The organism is Microcoleus sp. D3_18_C2 (genome assembly GCF_036702395.1).
Classification (GTDB): Bacteria; Cyanobacteriota; Cyanobacteriia; order Cyanobacteriales; family Microcoleaceae; genus Microcoleus.
Map to the genome: position 1 here is coordinate 101,779 of NZ_JAUBTG010000005.1, position 17,538 is coordinate 119,316.

20 protein-coding genes are annotated in these 17,538 nt (G+C 45.0%); 10 read left to right on the plus strand and 10 right to left on the minus strand.

What is annotated here, in order from left to right; translation table 11 throughout:
* The first annotated feature begins 20 nt into the window (after nucleotides 1-20).
* The 4 genes from QUA88_RS05475 to QUA88_RS05490 all read left to right on the plus strand — a co-directional run bounded on the left by QUA88_RS05475 (nucleotide 21) and on the right by QUA88_RS05490 (nucleotide 4,351).
* On the plus strand, nucleotides 21-1,265 hold the full coding sequence (locus tag QUA88_RS05475) for a VWA domain-containing protein (protein WP_333270665.1): 1,245 nt from the start codon (nucleotides 21-23) through the stop codon (nucleotides 1,263-1,265).
* 21 nt (nucleotides 1,266-1,286) lie between these two features.
* Nucleotides 1,287-2,105: a protein phosphatase 2C domain-containing protein gene (locus tag QUA88_RS05480; protein ID WP_333270668.1), complete on the plus strand. Its 819-nt coding sequence runs from the start codon at nucleotides 1,287-1,289 to the stop codon at nucleotides 2,103-2,105.
* Nucleotides 2,102-3,478 (plus strand): serine/threonine-protein kinase, encoded by a 1,377-nt coding sequence (locus tag QUA88_RS05485; protein WP_333270670.1) that lies wholly within the window; start codon nucleotides 2,102-2,104, stop codon nucleotides 3,476-3,478. The genes QUA88_RS05480 and QUA88_RS05485 overlap by 4 nt, the downstream gene beginning before the upstream one ends.
* A gap of 324 nt (nucleotides 3,479-3,802) precedes the next feature.
* On the plus strand, nucleotides 3,803-4,351 hold the full coding sequence (locus QUA88_RS05490; RefSeq protein WP_333270672.1) for a hypothetical protein: 549 nt from the start codon (nucleotides 3,803-3,805) through the stop codon (nucleotides 4,349-4,351).
* Between the two features lie 102 nt (nucleotides 4,352-4,453).
* On the opposite strand, the gene QUA88_RS05495 is transcribed toward QUA88_RS05490, so the two are convergent.
* Genes QUA88_RS05495 through QUA88_RS05505 form a run of 3 tightly spaced genes read right to left on the minus strand, consistent with a single transcriptional unit; the run spans nucleotide 4,454 to nucleotide 5,142 of the window.
* Nucleotides 4,454-4,858, minus strand: a complete 405-nt coding sequence (locus QUA88_RS05495) for a transcriptional regulator (RefSeq protein ID WP_333270676.1) — start codon at nucleotides 4,856-4,858, stop codon at nucleotides 4,454-4,456.
* Nucleotides 4,842-5,027 carry a type II toxin-antitoxin system HigB family toxin gene (locus QUA88_RS05500; RefSeq protein WP_333270679.1) on the minus strand — a complete coding sequence of 62 codons (186 nt, stop codon included), beginning with the start codon at nucleotides 5,025-5,027 and terminating at the stop codon, nucleotides 4,842-4,844. Before QUA88_RS05500 ends, QUA88_RS05495 begins: the two co-directional genes overlap by 17 nt.
* Nucleotides 4,969-5,142, minus strand: a complete 174-nt coding sequence (locus QUA88_RS05505; protein ID WP_333270682.1) for a type II toxin-antitoxin system HigB family toxin — start codon at nucleotides 5,140-5,142, stop codon at nucleotides 4,969-4,971. The genes QUA88_RS05500 and QUA88_RS05505 overlap by 59 nt, the downstream gene beginning before the upstream one ends.
* 166 nt (nucleotides 5,143-5,308) lie before the next feature.
* Between QUA88_RS05505 and QUA88_RS05510 the strand changes: the two genes are divergently transcribed.
* The gene (locus QUA88_RS05510) at nucleotides 5,309-5,506 is read left to right on the plus strand and encodes a DNA-binding protein (RefSeq protein ID WP_333270685.1); all 198 of its coding nucleotides are present in this window, start codon (nucleotides 5,309-5,311) and stop codon (nucleotides 5,504-5,506) included.
* Entirely contained in the window at nucleotides 5,506-5,895 is a 390-nt protein-coding gene (locus QUA88_RS05515) for a type II toxin-antitoxin system death-on-curing family toxin (RefSeq protein ID WP_333270687.1), read from the plus strand. The genes QUA88_RS05510 and QUA88_RS05515 overlap by 1 nt, the downstream gene beginning before the upstream one ends.
* Before the next feature lie 334 nt (nucleotides 5,896-6,229).
* Here the strand turns inward: QUA88_RS05515 and lepA are convergent, their stop codons facing one another.
* Nucleotides 6,230-8,044, minus strand: coding sequence for a translation elongation factor 4 (gene lepA / locus QUA88_RS05520; protein WP_333051855.1), 1,815 nt, complete (start codon nucleotides 8,042-8,044; stop codon nucleotides 6,230-6,232).
* A gap of 328 nt (nucleotides 8,045-8,372) precedes the next feature.
* On the opposite strand from lepA, the gene QUA88_RS05525 reads away from it, so the two are divergent.
* Complete coding sequence (locus QUA88_RS05525; RefSeq protein ID WP_333051858.1) at nucleotides 8,373-8,600, plus strand: hypothetical protein; 228 nt, start codon at nucleotides 8,373-8,375, stop codon at nucleotides 8,598-8,600.
* A 545-nt stretch (nucleotides 8,601-9,145) separates the two neighbouring features.
* Nucleotides 9,146-11,068: a GAF domain-containing sensor histidine kinase gene (locus tag QUA88_RS05530; protein ID WP_333270690.1), complete on the plus strand. Its 1,923-nt coding sequence runs from the start codon at nucleotides 9,146-9,148 to the stop codon at nucleotides 11,066-11,068.
* 180 nt (nucleotides 11,069-11,248) lie between these two features.
* Here QUA88_RS05530 and QUA88_RS05535 read toward each other — a convergent pair whose 3' ends face one another.
* The 4 genes from QUA88_RS05535 to QUA88_RS05550 form a co-directional block, all read right to left on the minus strand.
* Nucleotides 11,249-11,914 carry a transposase gene (locus QUA88_RS05535; protein ID WP_333270693.1) on the minus strand — a complete coding sequence of 222 codons (666 nt, stop codon included), beginning with the start codon at nucleotides 11,912-11,914 and terminating at the stop codon, nucleotides 11,249-11,251.
* A complete protein-coding gene (locus QUA88_RS05540) occupies nucleotides 11,874-12,302 on the minus strand; it encodes a hypothetical protein (protein WP_333270695.1) in 429 nt (142 codons plus the stop codon). Before QUA88_RS05540 ends, QUA88_RS05535 begins: the two co-directional genes overlap by 41 nt.
* 22 nt (nucleotides 12,303-12,324) lie before the next feature.
* Complete coding sequence (locus QUA88_RS05545) at nucleotides 12,325-12,507, minus strand: helix-turn-helix domain-containing protein (protein ID WP_333051874.1); 183 nt, start codon at nucleotides 12,505-12,507, stop codon at nucleotides 12,325-12,327.
* A 314-nt stretch (nucleotides 12,508-12,821) separates the two neighbouring features.
* Complete coding sequence (locus tag QUA88_RS05550; RefSeq protein WP_333051877.1) at nucleotides 12,822-13,064, minus strand: hypothetical protein; 243 nt, start codon at nucleotides 13,062-13,064, stop codon at nucleotides 12,822-12,824.
* 238 nt (nucleotides 13,065-13,302) lie between these two features.
* On the opposite strand from QUA88_RS05550, the gene QUA88_RS05555 reads away from it, so the two are divergent.
* Both QUA88_RS05555 and QUA88_RS05560 read left to right on the plus strand, forming a co-directional pair.
* Nucleotides 13,303-14,319, plus strand: coding sequence for a succinate dehydrogenase/fumarate reductase iron-sulfur subunit (locus QUA88_RS05555; RefSeq protein ID WP_333270697.1), 1,017 nt, complete (start codon nucleotides 13,303-13,305; stop codon nucleotides 14,317-14,319).
* 94 nt (nucleotides 14,320-14,413) lie between these two features.
* Nucleotides 14,414-14,602, plus strand: a complete 189-nt coding sequence (locus tag QUA88_RS05560; protein ID WP_333051883.1) for a chlorophyll a/b-binding protein — start codon at nucleotides 14,414-14,416, stop codon at nucleotides 14,600-14,602.
* A 516-nt stretch (nucleotides 14,603-15,118) separates the two neighbouring features.
* On the opposite strand, the gene QUA88_RS05565 is transcribed toward QUA88_RS05560, so the two are convergent.
* Together QUA88_RS05565 and QUA88_RS05570 are read right to left on the minus strand one after the other, a co-directional pair.
* Nucleotides 15,119-15,736 carry a pre-peptidase C-terminal domain-containing protein gene (locus QUA88_RS05565; protein ID WP_333051885.1) on the minus strand — a complete coding sequence of 206 codons (618 nt, stop codon included), beginning with the start codon at nucleotides 15,734-15,736 and terminating at the stop codon, nucleotides 15,119-15,121.
* Nucleotides 15,737-16,012: 276 nt separating this feature from the next.
* Complete coding sequence (locus QUA88_RS05570; protein WP_333051888.1) at nucleotides 16,013-17,464, minus strand: trypsin-like peptidase domain-containing protein; 1,452 nt, start codon at nucleotides 17,462-17,464, stop codon at nucleotides 16,013-16,015.
* Nucleotides 17,465-17,538 lie beyond the last annotated feature (74 nt).

A 17,538-nucleotide genomic window follows, 5' to 3' on the forward strand; every position in this document is an offset into this window, starting at 1 on the left:
TTTTCCAACAACAAACAACTATGCCAACCATTTTTAACCTAGAACTTGCGTGGAACAAACCCGCCAAAAATTGGAAAGAATCAAGTGAACATATCTTGAGGGTGCGTATCAATTCCAGTTCAGATAGACAGTATGGTTTGCCGCTGCGAATGGCGATTGCTGTAGATACCAGCAGTTCAATGCAAGGTAGCAAAATATTAGCAGCTAAAGAAGCTTGCCAAGCAGTTGTAGCTCAATTGCGGGAAACGGATAGCTTAGAACTAGCTAGTTTCTCATCTCAAGTACAGCCATTATTAAAGTCTCTTGCTGGTGGCAAAGGAGCGGTCGATTCTGCCAATATAGCGATTACCAAACTGCAAGCTAGTGGCGTTACCCGTACAGACATGGCACTAGAGTGGATTCAAAAAGCCTTGCCAGAAGAAAAAGGCGTTGTCCGCGTAGGGATTTTGATTACTGATGGTCATGCTACTGATTCTCAGGGAAATCCTCTGACTGACGTAACTCCACTGCTTGAGCAAGCTGGGAAACTTAGCGATGTTGGTATTTCACTGTACACGGTTGGTTTAGGTAATGCAGCTAATTTTAATACGGCATTTCTGTCAGACTTAAGTGAACACGGTCGGGGAGCTTTTATGTATGCTGAAACTCCAACTGAGCTAGAACCGCAAATTAAAGAGCGACTAACAGCAAGTCAAGCAGTCGCAATTGATAATGCTCAACTTTTGCTAACTTCGCAAGCTGGAATTAAAGCTGAAGGCTTTTGTCGATTTAAACCAGACTACCTGCCACTAGAAAAAACATCCGATGGTAGCATCCTTTTAGGAGTGATAAGAACAGATACACCCACTGATGTACTGATCAAAATCGAAGTTCCGGCGGGTGCTAAACAACCCCCTTTTAGTCAAGAGGTGCTGCAAATCCAGCTAACAGCTAGTGCATTGCCAAACCCTGTAACAGCAACAACATCTATTCTCTACACCAACTCTTACAGCCAATATGAACAAATTAACTCTGATGTTGAAACTGACAGGCTTAACTGGAATTGTAACATTATCATGGAGGACTTGATCCACTTGGCTTACAATCCCAGTGCTGATCCCAAGCAAGTGAGGGAAGTGCTGGAGAAACTAGAGAACAATGCTGCTGTTATTAATCGTGATGATCTGCTTGAACACATTAATCAACAGAGGAGCAATTTAGAAAAAGAAGGCAAACTAGATCCGCGTCGCACGACCCGAATGTTGATCGATGCCAAGAAATCGTGAAAAAAAAGGCATGACTCACAAATGGCGGATAAGCAATTAAAAGAGCAAGGACTGGTTTATGACGACAGAACCCGTAAGGGAAAACGAAATGTCAATGAGGATGTTAAATTGGTCAAGCCTTGGCCAGATAAATCAGCACTGCTGGCACTTGTTGTAGATGGTATGGGTGGACATCAAGGGGGGAAAATTGCTGCTGAAATTGTCCTTGATACTTTTAAGGAACTTTTAAAGCAGCCCCTCCCAGAAACTCCTGAATCTCGCTATCAACTTCTATTAGACAGCTTCCATAAAGCTAACACGGCAATTATGGAACGAGTCCTAGAAGAATTTAAGTTAGGTAACTCTAAACTCAAAGATATGGGAGCCACTCTCGTTGCTGCAATCATCACTGCCACTGACTGTTTGCATTTGTACGCAGGAGACTGTCGTTTATATCACTTTAGTCAGGAAATACCCCTTTACATGACTGACGATCACTCAGTCATAAATCTTCTGATAAAAAGCGGAGAAATTACTTCTCAAGATGCCAAAAATCATCGAATGCGTGGTGTGGTCACATCCTGTTTGGGTGGTGGGCAAAACGCCAGATTGTCTATTGCTCCAAAATGGGATGAAGATGGATCACCTGCTTTCAGAAAGCTACATCCTAATGATGTATTGCTGTTATGTAGTGACGGGCTACATGGTTCAGTCAGCGATTTTGAACTTCAAAATTTCACTGAAAACTACAATATATCTCCAGCAAATATAACTGAGAAATGTGTAGATGCAGCCTTAAAAAATGGCAGTGAAGATAATGTTACTGCCATCGCAATTATAGCAAAAAATAACAGTTTATGAGTAATTATAGGCAAGTCTGGATATCGCTTTTAAAGGACGCTAACGGGCAGAATAGCATAGTTGATGGCAAATATCACTTGAAGGAATTTTTAGGATCTGGAGGTGAGGGGGCAGTTTACCGCGCTGATGAAGTGATTTTAGACGAGCCAGTACGTTCTGTGGCCGTGAAACTGCACTTAAAAGAAGATGATAATTTAGAGCAACAAAAGCGGGAAATAAAGATCATACTCAATATCAGTCACCCGCACCTCATTCGCTGTTTCACTGCCGGTCAGTGCAAGCTAAAAGATTATGAGCTTGTGTATTTAGTGATGGAACTAGGAGATGCAAAAACACTAGATAAATGCTTGCCACTGTCTGAGGAAGAAACTAGAGAAGTAGTGCAAAGCATTGGCTCAGTTTTAGTATATTTGCAGGATCAGAACATAGTACATCGAGACGTAAAGCCAGCAAATGTGCTGCGTGTGGATGAACAATGGAAACTTTCAGACTTTGGTCTTCTGCGTGAGGATGTTCAGTCTCAGGGTGTACTTACCCGTACTTTCAGGGGTACTCCCGGATACGCACCCCCAGAGTTCTATGAAGGCAAAGTTTTCCAAGCTTGCGATGTTTGGTCACTGGGGGCTATGATCGTCGAAATATTAACTGGAAATCCGGCTTTTTCAGGGAAGACAACTGAACATTTAAAAACATTAGTTATAAGAGCAGAGCCGCAGTTAACTCAGTCTTTACCTGCACCCTTTGATGAAATTGTTCGGGGATGTCTCATCAAAGATCCTAACGAACGTTGGACAGCAAAGCAAGTTTTAGAGGCTCTAAATAAACCCGCCATTTCACTATCACGACCTCAGCCTAGGCCACGCATTCCTCCTCCAATTATTAGACAGTCGCGAACAAATGTGGACGATTTCGATAATCTGCGTAACTTACTTAAAGCCAAGAAATGGGAAAAAGCCGACCAAGAGACGTTCCATACTATGCTGAAGATAGCTGGACGAGAAGAAGAAGGTAAACTCACTATCGAGTGTCTTGAAAACCTGCCCATAGAAGCTCTCTGTACTATTGATAAACTGTGGAAAGAAGCCAGCGCTGGGAAATTTGGATTTAGCGTCCAGAAGCACATCTGGCAAGAAATTAGCGCTATTACTACAACTCCGTTTAGAGTATCTTACGAATTTGGTGATCGGGTAGGCTGGTATTTTGACAATACTAAATGGTTAGGATATCATGCACTGAATTTTGATATAAATGCTCCTCAAGGACACCTTCCAAGTTGGTATCACTCTGAGTTATGGACAGGGCGAGGTATGAGTAAGGGAGTGCCGGTGCGTGTGGGAAACTGCGCCCGCAGTCTTTTTTCTCGCCTACCATAAATGCCAGAGTTAGCATCGATCGCCATCATGGCCCAAAACTGAAACCCCTTAATTTTAGAGGCAGGGCAGCATCCAAAAATCAGCCTCAAGGCCAGTGGCTAAACGATCGAGACTGGGTAAAAGCTGAACAAGTGACACCGAAATATCCCGGTTGTTACATTATAAATTTTAAGCGTTCTATTGGGAAAGTTCACTATCCCGATGGGAAAATAATTGAAAATGTTACCCATGCTTTTATTAAAAGGAAACCAGATGGAACATTCAAATCTGCTTATCCTGTTCTCAATGATGCTACGCTGTCCTCATTAGATAGGAGCGATGAAAATGAATAACTATATCAATTTTACAATCCAGTTAGAAAAACCTAATTGCGAACAATATGCTGACGCACCCGATGACTCATTAGGAGAACTTTCGCATTTTGAATTAGGTCTGAAACTATTTTGCTTTGAATGCGATCGCCCAGTATCAATAGAAATTGGTGAAGAAAAACTAAAAGTTTTTTTAGACCCCGATATCTGTATGCTCCTAGAAGATGAACTCCCCAAAAAAATTAGTGAGTTATCCCAAGGGAAACCCATCAACATAGAATTTGTTGAAAGTGTGTGCCTTACTCTTGAATTGCAGCCATTAACCAACGATAAAATTAGCTGTAATTTCAAAGAATTTGGATATTTATCTCCAAACCAGTTTACCCTAAAATCCAGAAATCAACACTTTGAACTGAATAAAACTCAAGTTATAACAGAGTTAAAGGGATTTGTCGAACAACTCATGGAAATGGCTCTAAATGGCGGCTATATCACCCGCGAAGAAAAGCAAGAATTCCTGATGCCACTCCGCGAAATTGCGTCTGCTTCGGCTATTTGTTAATTAAGTACGATCGCCCTTCATGTCCGAAAGTGCGATCGCCCTTCATCTCTCAAAGTGCGCGCGTAGCTATCGCGTAGGGAATCACCCTTAATCTTACTTCCCTTAATTACAGAACAAACTCGGCTCTACATGAAAAAAACTTCCCAGAATCAAGGCCAGCTCTTTGCCAATATCTCGATCGCCATTAACCACTTCATACACTCTTTTTTCAGACCCAATAACTCCCACTAAGTCAGCAGGTTGTAACTCTCTTTGTTCCATCAAAAACAGCAATATTGAATTAGGAGTAGCTGTGGCTCCCGGTGCATAGTATTCTTGCTCAAATTTTTCAATTAATGCAATCAGCAATTCATATAACTCGTCTTCTTCAGGAGTGCGATCGCCCCGGTGCATCAACTCTTCCACCATAGCCAGAGCCTTTTCATTATCCGCTTCGGTTCTAATTATTTTCGGCTGATACAGAGACAATAACTCTTTGTATTTATCTGGATTAAAAGTAAGGGTCATTTTTCCATTTTTCCTTATCATACTCAGCATGGGTTAGAATATATTTGATATAAATTAATTGGCTTTCATAATCAATACTAACGATTAATCGATAATTATTACCTTTGATATTAAAAACTGTAAAAACCCCCAACTGCTTCGGCTTTAGGAAAAACAGATTGTACCTCAATTAAGTTAGACCATTTAGCCTTGCTAGCAATTTTAAACCAGTTATCCAAAGCTTCCCCGCAATCAGCATGAGTTTCGCTGTATTCACGCACCCGTTTGTAGCTGATTATGTGCATCTACTATACGCAATTTAAACTAAGTTTTAGTTTAGCTCAACCAATTTCTTTGGTCAAGGACGATCGCCCGACCTGTCCAAAAGTGCGATCGCTCTTTTAAAAACCCTAACTCCTGCTCAGACAGTTGACGTGCTACACTCAGAGTATCGTCACAGCCACAAACAGAATGCAAACCATTACCATCACAATTCCAGACGATCGCCTGCACAAGCTCCAAGAAACCGCCAATATCCTCGGCCTTTCCCTAGAAGCATTACTCCTTGCGGGTGCTGAAAACTTGCTCGCACCACCAGAAACATCCTTCCAAAATGCTATGGAATACGTCCTCAAAAAGAATACTGAACTTTACCAAAAGCTGGCGTAATGCGCTATCTAACTTTAACAGAAGTCTTAGAACTTTATCGGCGCATTATCGAGCAGTCGGGCGGAGCATTTGGCATCGCTAATTTAGGAGCCTTAGAGTCAGCTTTAGCTCAGCCGCGCATGACGTTTGGCGGGGAGGAACTTTACCCAACTATCGTGGAAAAAGCTTCAGCCCTTGGATTTGCGTTGATTAAAAATCATCCTTTCTTAGATGGTAACAAACGCATCGGTCACGCAGCAATGGAAGTCTTTCTAGTTTTGAATGGCTTTGAGATTTCTGCACCTGTGGAAGAGCAAGAACAAATTATATTACAAGTCGCATCAAGCGCGATCGCCCGCGATGAATTTACTGAGTGGCTGCGCTGTCATATGGTTCCTAATTCTATTTGATAAATTCTGGCTCTGAAAAGTAAACTTTATTATGCCACAGTGCGATCGCCCTTAATCCCCAAAAGTGCGTGAAGCGTAGTTATCCCGTAGGGAATAGCTCTTAATCTAACTTCCCTAACTCTTTGTATTTATCTGGATTTAAACACTCCTGGACGCACTCCGACAAAGAGTTTCTGGGCCCCCACAGGGACGGGATCTCCGGCCCATCCCACAATCAAACTGACTCTTTGTGGAACAGGCATCTTGCCTGTTCTAGATGACTGCAAACAACTACAAAAAACAGACTCTTTGTGGAACAGGCATCTTGCCTGTTCCTAACAAAAAGCCACACAGATTACGAATCTCGATCGAGCTTCAGCACAGCCATAAAAGCCTCCTGCGGCACATCCACAGTACCCACAGACTTCATCCGCTTCTTACCCTTCGCCTGCTTTTGCAGCAACTTCTTCTTCCGCGAAATATCACCGCCGTAACACTTCGCCAACACATCCTTCCGCAAAGCCGGAATGTGCTCCGAAGCAATCACCTTCGCACCAATTGTCGCTTGAATCGGCACCTTAAATTGATGACGAGGAATCAACTCCTTGAGTTTTTCCGTCAACCCGCGGCCCACATTATAAGCCTTATCCCGGTGTACAATCATCGCCAAAGCGTCAACCGGATCGCCATTAATTAAAATGTCCATTTTCACCAACGGATTTTCGCGATAACCGATGAGGTGATACTCCATGCTCGCATAACCGCGCGATCGCGATTTCATCTGGTCAAAAAAGTCCGTCACCACCTCCGCCAAAGGTAACTCGTAAACCAGCGTAGTTCGGCCTTGACTCAGATACTTCATATCCATAAAAATGCCCCGCCGACTTTGAGACAGTTCCATCAGCGCGCCCACATAAGTTTCCGGCGACAGCATTTCTACCCGCACATAAGGTTCCTCAATTTTCTCGCGATACTGAGGATCTGGCAAGTGGCTGGGATTGTCAATTGTTAATACTTCCCCTTTAATTGTTGTGATTTGATAAACCACAGAAGGAGCCGTAACAATCAAATCCAAATTGTATTCTCTCTCCAGTCTTTCTTGCACAATTTCCATGTGCAGCAAACCCAAGAAACCGCAGCGAAAACCAAATCCCATCGCACTCGAAGTTTCCGGTTCGTAAGAAAGCGCCGCATCGTTGAGTTCGAGTTTTTCTAAAGCTTCCCGCAAATCGGGAAATTGGTCAGCATCGATCGGGAACAAGCCGCAAAAAACCATCGGTTTTGCTTCTGTATAACCCGGCCAAGGCTCCGGTGCAGGCTTTTTGACCAAAGTAATCGTATCGCCGACGCGAGCATCAGCTACGGCTTTAATTGCCGCGCCCAGATAACCAACTTCCCCGGCGTGCAGTTCGTCTACTTGAACTTGAGTCGGTGAAAGGATGCCCAATTCATCGATGACATATTCCTTACCCGAAACCATCAACAAAACTCGATCGCCCTTTTTGACACTTCCGTCCATCACCCGGAAATACACAATTACCCCGCGATAAGGGTCGTAATAACTGTCAAAAATTAGCGCCCGCAGCGGTTTGTCAACAGTATCCTGCGGCGGCGGCACTAATTCGACGATCGACTCCAAAATCTCATCTATACCAATTCCTTCCTTAGCCGAAGCCTCAATCGCCCCGCTACAGTCCAGACCGATAATTTCTTCAATTTCCCCTTTTACCCGTTCCGGTTCTGCCCCCGGCAGGTCAATTTTATTTAAAACTGGAATAATTTCCAAATTGTGTCCCAAGGCAAGGTAGACATTTGCGAGGGTTTGTGCTTCCACGCCTTGAGATGCGTCTACCACCAGCAGCGCCCCTTCGCAAGCAGCGAGCGATCGCGACACCTCGTAAGAAAAGTCCACGTGTCCGGGAGTGTCGATCAGATTCAGCACGTACTCCTGACCGTCCTTGGCAGTATAGTTCATCCGAGCGGCTTGCAGCTTAATCGTAATGCCACGTTCGCGTTCGAGATCCATATTGTCTAAAAACTGCTCCTTCATCTCCCGTGCCTGCACAGTCCCAGTCGCCTGCAACAGGCGATCGGCCAAGGTCGATTTTCCGTGGTCGATGTGAGCAATAATCGAAAAATTACGAATGCGAGATACAGGGACGTTAGTCATGTTTTTTATCGAAGAGCTAATCGGCAAAGGATACTTTTTGTTGTATGATTACACAAGCAAGAGTAGAGTGCTTACTTCAACCTCTTACTGGGGATTGAGATGAAACCACAACTGAGGCAAACCTCAAGAGTATCAGTTATTAGCCTTTCAAGTGTCCGATCGAGGCCGGACACCCAAAAGGAAAAAACTTTTCTCTCTCTCATTGTACAGAAAGCGGTTAAGCGGTTGAGGAAAGGTTGGGTGCAAATCAGGGACTGCCAATATCTAGTCCAGTCGGTTGTCATCAAAAGAATTGAAACTTAAGAATTAAAACTAGGATTTTTTAACTATGAGCGAATCAAGAATACCATCCCACAGTTCGTCAGAAAAAGTCGAACTGTCCATCCATATCGATCCTGAACTGCTAGACCAAATTAAGCACTTGACGAATGACCCCAGCAAAGTCATTGAAACAGCAATCAAGCAGTGGCTCAGAGGCGAGCGCCGCGAAGACGAGCTGGCTCTGAGTTTACGCCGCAACCCCCCAGTCCCGCCCCGCGGTGAGTGGAACGACTGAGGTACTCTCGCCCCAGACGGCGCGCGCAAATCTGCAGGCTGTAAAGTTTCTGGCAATGAAATTTCGATCGCGCGGGCGAGATCCTGCAGATTTCGCGGCGAAAGCTACAAGTGGTGGGCGAGTGAACTCGGCTAAATCACAACCTCGGAACTATTCGAGGTGGTGGTTCGCAGCCTCATATTTTGGCGTAATTTTCACATTTGATAGTTAATCGGTGCAGATTCCTAATTTCTCAATCTTAATTTTTATCTTTAAATTACCCAAAACGGCTGAGAACGAATAGTTTTTAGTTTTGAGTTGAGTTCAGAATTAAATAATAAATGTTTTCTGAGTTCATTAATCACTCAATACTCAATAATAGAAGCCTAAAATTTGTGCTAATTGTGAGTTTTGAGCGATAAATGTTTTAATTAAAAAGCCAACAACTTTTTAATTGATTAATAACTCAAAAATTAACAGTAGAAGCATCAAACAATGGGGAGTATTGAGATATTTATTCAAAACTCAAGACTCCAAAATCCGAACTACTTTCATCCCCTACTCTGATGGACTCTAACACAGATTTTCGGCGATCGAGCCTCGCCTCTACAGTTTTTTTTCAAGAGTTAGGGGCAGAATTAGTATTTACCCAAGACGCAAGGGGTAGATATCTATCTTTTTACTGGCAAAAAGCCGAACAGTACAACCTTACAGCAGAACAAATTGTCGTTAGCGAAGCCCTCGAAGAGGATCGCCCCCTCAGCGAAACCCTGCAACCCATCCCCCCCGCGCCTTATCTCGATATCCTGCGGCGGGCGCTCGAAACCCTCGTACCGCAACGGTTCAGCTATCCATTTTGCCACGCCGGACAATATTTTCTCTTCGATTTGACACTCACTCCGGCGATCGACTCAAACGGCAAAGCTACAAAAGTCTTAGTTATGGGAAGGCTGCTGTCTGACAAACCCACAGACAGACGGCCAGACTCCCCAGAATTCATGCTCTATCGAGCTTTGCCATCCCTCTTGGACGCCCGCCAACGAATGTCGCTTCCAGCGAGCCGTATCCCCGGTCGATCGCTCCCTCCCTACTCGGAAATCGATCGTAAAATCATCTCGCAAATCGCTCAAAACCTCCACAAAACCCTCGATTTAGCAACCATTTGGCAGCAAACTGTTAACAGCTTGGGTCAAGTTTTGAACGCGAGTCGCTGCATCATCTGTTCCTACAAAAAAGACAGCGAAAATCTCGAAACATCCCCCTTCCTCGCCTCCGAAAAACAGCAAAAATCGACCGCCTCAGCAGCCGAATTACAACAGTCAATAGCTAGCTACCCCTCGCCCCCGCTTTCCCCAACTCAAATCGAAAATCTCCAATCGAAAACTTTTAAAGTAGTAGCTGAATACCGCCAAGAAGCTTACTCTTCTATGCTGGGAGTAGAACTGCGCGCAGCCGAACAGCCGGGGTGGATTCAAACTTTAGCCACCTTAAAACCAGTAGCAGTCGATTACGCCTCCCCCGCCACCGATCCCTTCCACCGCCATTCCGTGCTCGTAGCAGCTACCTCCTATGAAGACCAACCCAATGCACTGATATGTTTGCACCGCTGCGGCAATTCTCCGAAATGGAGTCCTGTCGAACTCGAATTCGCCCGCGAGTTAGTCGCTCAAGTCGGCAGTGCGATCGCCCACGCTACACTTTACCAAGAATTAGAACACGCTCGCGCCGAAGCCGTAGCTCTTTCCCAACTTAAAAGTCAATTTCTTGCTAATACTTCTCACGAACTCCGCACCCCCCTCAACGGCATCCTCGGCTTCCTAAAACTGCTTATGGACGGCATGGCAGATGACCCGGAAGAAGCGCACCAATTTATCGAAGAAGCTTACCGATCGGCAGTACATTTGTTCAATGTGATTAACGATATTTTGGATGTCGCTAAAATCGAAGCTGGCAAAATGGAGTTAGACCTCGCTCCCGTCAAACTCGGTGAACTGTTGCAACAAGTTGAGGATTTTACACGGGTTCAAGTCGAGCAAAAGCGATTGCAATTTCAAATCCAAAAACCCCCTGTGGAGGACGAGATTATTGTGTATGGCAACTACCAACGCCTGCTTCAAGTAATCTTGAACCTCACGGGCAATGCGATTAAATTTACCGGGGAAGGGGGAATTCGCATCAGTGCCGAGGTTATTAAGAAAAAGGTGACTGTTCACAACCAGCAGTTCCCCGGAATGGTGAAAATCCGAGTCGCTGATACTGGCATTGGGGTTTCTCTCGACAAGCAAGATAAATTATTTGAGTCGTTTTTTCAGGTGGATGGCGATCGTACCAGGCAATACGGCGGCACCGGTTTGGGGTTGGCTATTTCTCAAAAACTGGTAGAAGCAATGGGGGGTACAGTAAATTTTTACAGTATGGGAGAAGGGCTGGGAGCGACTGTTACTTTTACTGTCCCGCTTTATCAAGAACCACTATGTGAACTAACCTGACGGTCAACTGGGTACAGTTAGACCGCAGGCTTCTTTTTCCTTTTTTGCTCATGCTTTTTTGAGTGACGGAGTTCCCCCGCCACTTTCGTAACTCAGACCAATCTTTCTAATAAGTTTAGCTGAGTTTTCATCTCGATCCAAAGATTCTCCACACAGACAAGAATGCCACCGCTCCGATAATTATTTCGGAACTTTATTTAGGCAGTTCCAGCAATTTTGAGAAGTTCCCTTCGGATCAACAAACAAAACGCTTTTACCCAATTTCCATGCGACATATTTTAGGACGCTAGCGAATTGCCCATGAGCAGCATCAAGCAGGGATTTATTCAAGCCACTCTTAGCTGATTGACCGTTGGGCAAATAAACCAAATTACCATCCTCAATATCGGTCTTGGGCTTAGCGCGTCTAGTCAGATTTTTGACACTCAAGTCTTCAACAGCTAAAACTTCACATTTCCCGAACAGCTCATGTGCCGTTTTAAACTGAAAATCCAATCTAGCTCTGGCTACGAACTGATGAAGTCTAGAAATCCTGTCCTTGATAACTTTCCAAGGCTTAGAACCCTTAACTCGGTTAGCTAGCTTCGCTTGAAGTCTTGCCAGCTTCGGGGCCGACTTCCTCAAAAATCTAGGATTCTCAACTCTTTCGCCATTAGAAAGAGCGACGTAATTAGTTATTCCTAAATCTATACCAACAGTGTTTTCATCAGTCGGTTGAATTTCTGCAAGCGTTACAGGAACCGTCTTATCTTCTAGCGTCAGGGAAATATACCACCCATCCGCTTCTGAGATAACACTACCCGTCTTAACTTTGAAACCCGTTGGTATGGGGCGGTGAAAGACCATAGGCACGCTTACCTATTTTTGCGAGGTTAATACAAATCCTATTTTGCTCGTCCTTGACAATATTTAAATTGTCCAACTGAGGATAAGTGAAAGATTTGTAGTAGTGAAACCCTTTGAACTTGGGTTGGCCCCTACGATTGCCATTTTTATCCGGCGTGGTGAAATTTGAAAAGGAAGTTTCCACCTTGTTGAGGACATCTTGTAAAACCTGTGCATCCAACAATTTATAATCAGGAAATAGTTTTTTAGTGTTTTTCAGGTCGGCAAGCTGTATGGTTTGCCACTGCACATAACCGCCTTCAATGTTCGAGAAAATGTCACCCTTTTTAGTCAAAGGATTACCTAATTCATCCTTTTTTCTACCATCCCTAGTCTGCACTCTCGTCAAAGGAATGTTTTGATAAATCTCCTCAATAGGGACTATCGAAACAATCAAGGGACAGGCGTTGACGGGCGTTCTCGTGGCTGACCACCATCTGAATCTTTGACGCCCGTCGGTAGTTGTACTGCCGACGACCGAGTTCTAGATGAGCCACAATTTTTGCTAATTGGGTTTGTGTGGGTTTGAGGCGGTATTTGTATGTTAGTTGCATGGGAAACTTCTTTTTTTCCACCTACTTTAATGTACCATTTTTTCGATTTAATAGTTAGAAAGTACATCAAAGTTAAAGGTACTCGCAATGTCTAATTGTCGGTTTCCGTACCTACACCCGACGAGCCTTTCATCACGCGGGCGTAATTCATTCGGGGTACGGGGCGTAGCGCTCAGATGCGTCCCCTCTGAATATACGCCCGGGACTTCCCGGCTGGTAGTTAAAAAACTAAGTTTGTAGGCCCAACCGGGCGTAATTCCTGGTAAAATTTCTTGTAATGCTACCAAAAAAGTGAGAGGCATACCCAGCTACGTTCAGCGCAAAGGTGCGCTGACCTTAAATTCTGGCCATTCAGTTGAGGCCAGCAGCCCCGATGAAACTGGTTGTGGCGTCTTAGGTGCTGTAACCCCAAGCAAAACGAACGAAACTGCCATCAACCCGCCGTACAAGGCAGCCGATCGCTTGCGAGTTCCCAGTCCCACCCATTGAGGATTTAGCAGACCCAGACAAAAAGCAGGTGTGGAAAACATAAAAGTTAATACAAACAAGCTGGACATCACGCACCTCCGACTAGCGAATTGTAGCGATTAATTACTTTCATCTCCAATTAATAGCTCACAAATCCGCTTAAAAAATTGGCAATTTAGGATTTATAACTTGAGAATTATTGATGTTTATCAAACAATAAAAAAAAAATAAAAATCTCTGACTTTAGAGAGTTGTTAAAAAAATAAGAGCTTTCTAGAGAGTGCAAAAATTCAGCTTAAAATAAACACTAAATTCCTTAATCAAAATATGAAAGTCCGCTTTAATGTAGTGCGCCAAAATCAAAACGAGGCTCCCCGGGTTCACACTTACACCCTAGATGTGGAAGAGAGCAATACCATCCTTGACTGCCTCAACAGTATTAAGTGGGAACACGACGGCACTTTAGCTTTTCGCAAAAATTGCCGCAATACAATTTGCGGCAGTTGTTCTATGCGAATTAACGGTCGATCGGCATTAGCGTGCAAAGAAAATGTGGCCAGCGAACTCGCAAGACTGCAAAAAATAGCTGATTCCAGCTCAGCAGAAATGCCTACCGATTTCATCCCAGAAATCACCGTCGCCCCAATGGGAAATATGCCGATTATTAAAGATTTGGTTGTTGACATGACCAGTTTTTGGGACAACCTAGAAGCAGTTGAACCATATATCAGCACCGCCTCGCGAGCAATTCCAGAACGCGAATTTCTGCAAACTCCAGAAGAGCGATCGAAACTCGACCAAACAGGCAACTGCATCCTCTGCGGTGCGTGCTATTCTGAGTGCAACGCCCGCGAAGTCAACCCGGAATTTGTCGGCCCCCACGCCCTCGCCAAAGCTTACCGCACGATCGCCGACTCCCGCGACAGCGAAACCGAAAATCGACTGGAAAAATACAACGAAGGCACCGCAGGTGTCTGGGGATGCACGCGCTGTTACTACTGCAACTCGGTTTGTCCGATGGAAGTTGCGCCGATGGATCAAATTGGTAAGATTAAACAAGAGATTCTCGATCGCAAAGACGACCAAGCCAGTCGATCGATCCGCCACCGCAAAGTCTTAATCGATCTCGTCAAAGAAGGTGGCTGGATAGACGAGCGCAAATTTGGCATCGAAGTAGTAGGAAACTACTTCCGCGATGTTAAAGGTTTGCTGAGTCTGGGCCCGTTGGGTTTGAGAATGATCGCTCGCGGCAAGTTCCCGCTGTTTTTTGAGCCTTCAGAAGGTACCGAAACCGTGCGAAATCTGATCGAATCGGTTCAAAGTTTAGAAAAGTCAGCAGATTAGCGATCGGCTGTCCTTTTCCTGGTAAATTACAAGTTGTGCGATCGCAAAGCTTCCCCAAAATCATCACTCACAACTCGAAACTTAAAACTTTTAAATGACTGCTAAAACTCCTCCATCCCCAAAACCGACAACCCCAAATACCCCAAAACCAGAACCAGCCTTTGGGTGGAATGCCTACGCCGAACAAATCAACGGACGATTTGCGATGGTGGGGTTCGTGGGACTTTTGCTGCTAGAATTCTTCACCCGCCAGGATTTTTTCACCTGGCTGGGTCTGCGTTAAATTAATCAAAATCAATTCAAAATGGAAGCTGAAAAATTATCTATATTTCAGCTTCCTTTTGATTTTTAATAGTTATTTAAAATACAGACTATATCACAATACGGTTCAGTTAAAACTATTTATTCCGGGCGAGATCCCCCTAAATCCCCCTTAAGAAGGGGGACGCAAGAGTAATTTCTTGTCCCCCCTTTTTTAAGGGGGGCTAGGGGGGATCGAGCTTAACTGAACCGTATTGGACTATATCATGTCCGGTCGAGCGACCGCGATTTTTGTAGGGGCGGGTTCAGAACAATACCTGTCAATAATTGACAATCTCAAAAACCCGCCCCGACCGGGATATTATGGTTAATCGATAGGACATGATATTAGAAAATTATAAGTGCCAGACTCTAACATTTATAGTGGCATAAAAACCTATGAATTTACCAAAGTGAATAGTAGTTGCTTATAGTGCGATCGTCCTTGAATTATAGGGACACGGCAATGCCGTGCCCTGACTCCGAAGTTTCGTTCAAACTAATTTCCAGTTGTTTCGCGGACGGTCAAACTGTACTTGCCTCTACCTTTTGGAGGCGGATCGTAAGCATTGACAATGACGCGATAGCGACCGTTTGCAGACAAGGTAACAGTAAGTTCAGAATTGGAATTTTGCTGCGTGACATCATCATTTTCTCCAAGTAGCTCGCCCTGGGAGTTGAAAATAGCGAGATAAGTATCAAACTCGGTACTTTCTACGGTAATAACCAGTTTCTGACCCTGAGTGCCTTCAAAGGTATACTCGTCGTACAAACTGCTGTCTGAGGGAAGTACAGAAGACTTAGCAGGGCTGAGTTCTCCGTTTTGCTCTAAAATGACTTTAGATGCACCCGCATCAGGAGTCGGCGGAGGTTCTACAGTTGGGGTCTGAGTTGGCGAACTTTGTGGCGATGGGGACGGGTTGGGGCTTGCTTGAGCTAAAACCGCCTTGTCAGCAGTCTTCGCATCAGTTAAGTTTTGAGGAAATTCTGCTGAAATAAGGGTGGAACTGCTGTTAGCAACACCTGAATTTGAAAGTGACAGGGAGAGAGCCGGCTTGCCAGAAAAAGTAGCTACCAGAGCAATTGGCGCGATCGCCCAAAATCTAACTTGACGCATGAATTACCTCGATTTGTAACGGAGGAAGAAGGAAGAAGTCAGTAGTCATTAGTCAGTAGTCATTAGTTATTTGTTAGGATCGCAAATTAAATAATTTACACTCTTGAAAGTGGGATGGGCGTCCCGCCCGTCCTTTATGCACGGGCGGGACGCCCATGCCACAAGAACAATAAAGATTGTAAGTTATTTAATTCTCATTCCTTAGATGCTACCAATTACCAATGCCCTGTTTGCCCAATTCCCGATTCCCAATTCCCAGTTCCGAATTTTCAATTTTCACCGGACAGTTAGAGTGTAACGACCCCGGCCCGAAGCATCGTAAGCATTGACAATTACGCGATAGCGACCCGTAGCGGGCAACGTAACGGTCAGAAACGAATTTTTAGTCGAATCGCTTCCATCGTCATTTTCTGCCACTAATCGGCCGTTAGGGCCAAAGATCGCCACATAGGGATCGAAATCTGTACTTTCGAGGGAAATGGTGACAGACTGACCCGATCGACCTTCAAAAGTATACTCTCGATACAGACTGTTGTCAGACGGCAATACTGGGCCGCCTGCGACTAAAGCACCTTCTTCTTGCAAAATCGCCCGAGAAGGCGCGGTAGGAGCACTCGCTTTCAGCTCTAACGTATAAGCCCCTGACTGCCTAGCTTGGTAGGAATTTGCAACTAACGTGTAAGTCCCGTCTGCTGGCAGCCTGACTGTAATTCTGGCGTTTTTATTCCCGGCCCCGTCATCGTCTTGCGCGATTTCGCGCTGGTTGGGGCCGAGCAAAATTAAATAAGGGTCAATCTCTTGACTTTTCATTTCTATTGTGATTTGCTGGCCCGCTTTTCCGTCAAATGAGTAGAGGTCAAAAAAGCTGTTGTCGGTGGGCAGAACGCTAGACTTGTCGGTGAGGAGGCCGCTGACGGGGGGCCCGTTTAACGTAACTTTTTGAGGTGATTGGTTGCCACCAAAGGGCGATCGGGCTTGAGCCGCGCGGGGAGCTCGCCCTTCTCGCACCGCTGTCAGGAAAGCGGGTAATTTGTCTGCGGAAATTGCAAAACCGATACCGATACTGCCACCGCCCCGACCGCGAGTAAAAATAGAAGTATTGACGCCGATTAATTCTCCTGAACTGTTGAGCAGTGGGCCTCCTGAATTGCCGGGATTGATGGCGGCGTCGGTTTGAATTAAGCCCCGCTGCTGGTCGATGCGGCTGACGATTCCGACTGTAAAAGTACCTTGAAATTGACCGAAGGGATTGCCGATCGCAAATGCTTGTTGCCCGACTTTCACCGAACCGGGACGGGCTAAAGGAATAGTGGGCAAATTGTTTTGACCGCGAATCTTCAGCACGGCTAAGTCTAGACCGTCTTCGCCGAATCCGATGACATCGGCGACAAGTTTTCTGCCGTCTGACAAAATGATATTGACGGTACCGCCTGCCGAAACAACGTGGGCGTTCGTTAACACCATGCCGTCGGGGCTGATAATTGTGCCACTGCCGTTAGATTTATCTGTATCGACTGTAACAACCGCCGGACTAGCCTTTTCGTAGACCCGAATATTGGTTTGTTCTTCGACAGTTTGGGCGATCGCACCCTGGGAATGCACCGAGTTAAATTCCGTTAAATCTGTTGATTGCCGCCCAGGGGATGTGGTAACAACCGCACTGGCGCTGGCTGCAACCCCAACCGTTAAAATTCCCGATACTGCTAAACTTAGAAGTTTGAAATTCATGGCGATCGATTTAGTATTTAGCGATCGGTAGCTAGGAATTAGGTTTTGTGGCTAACCGCTAACTACCTTCTCTA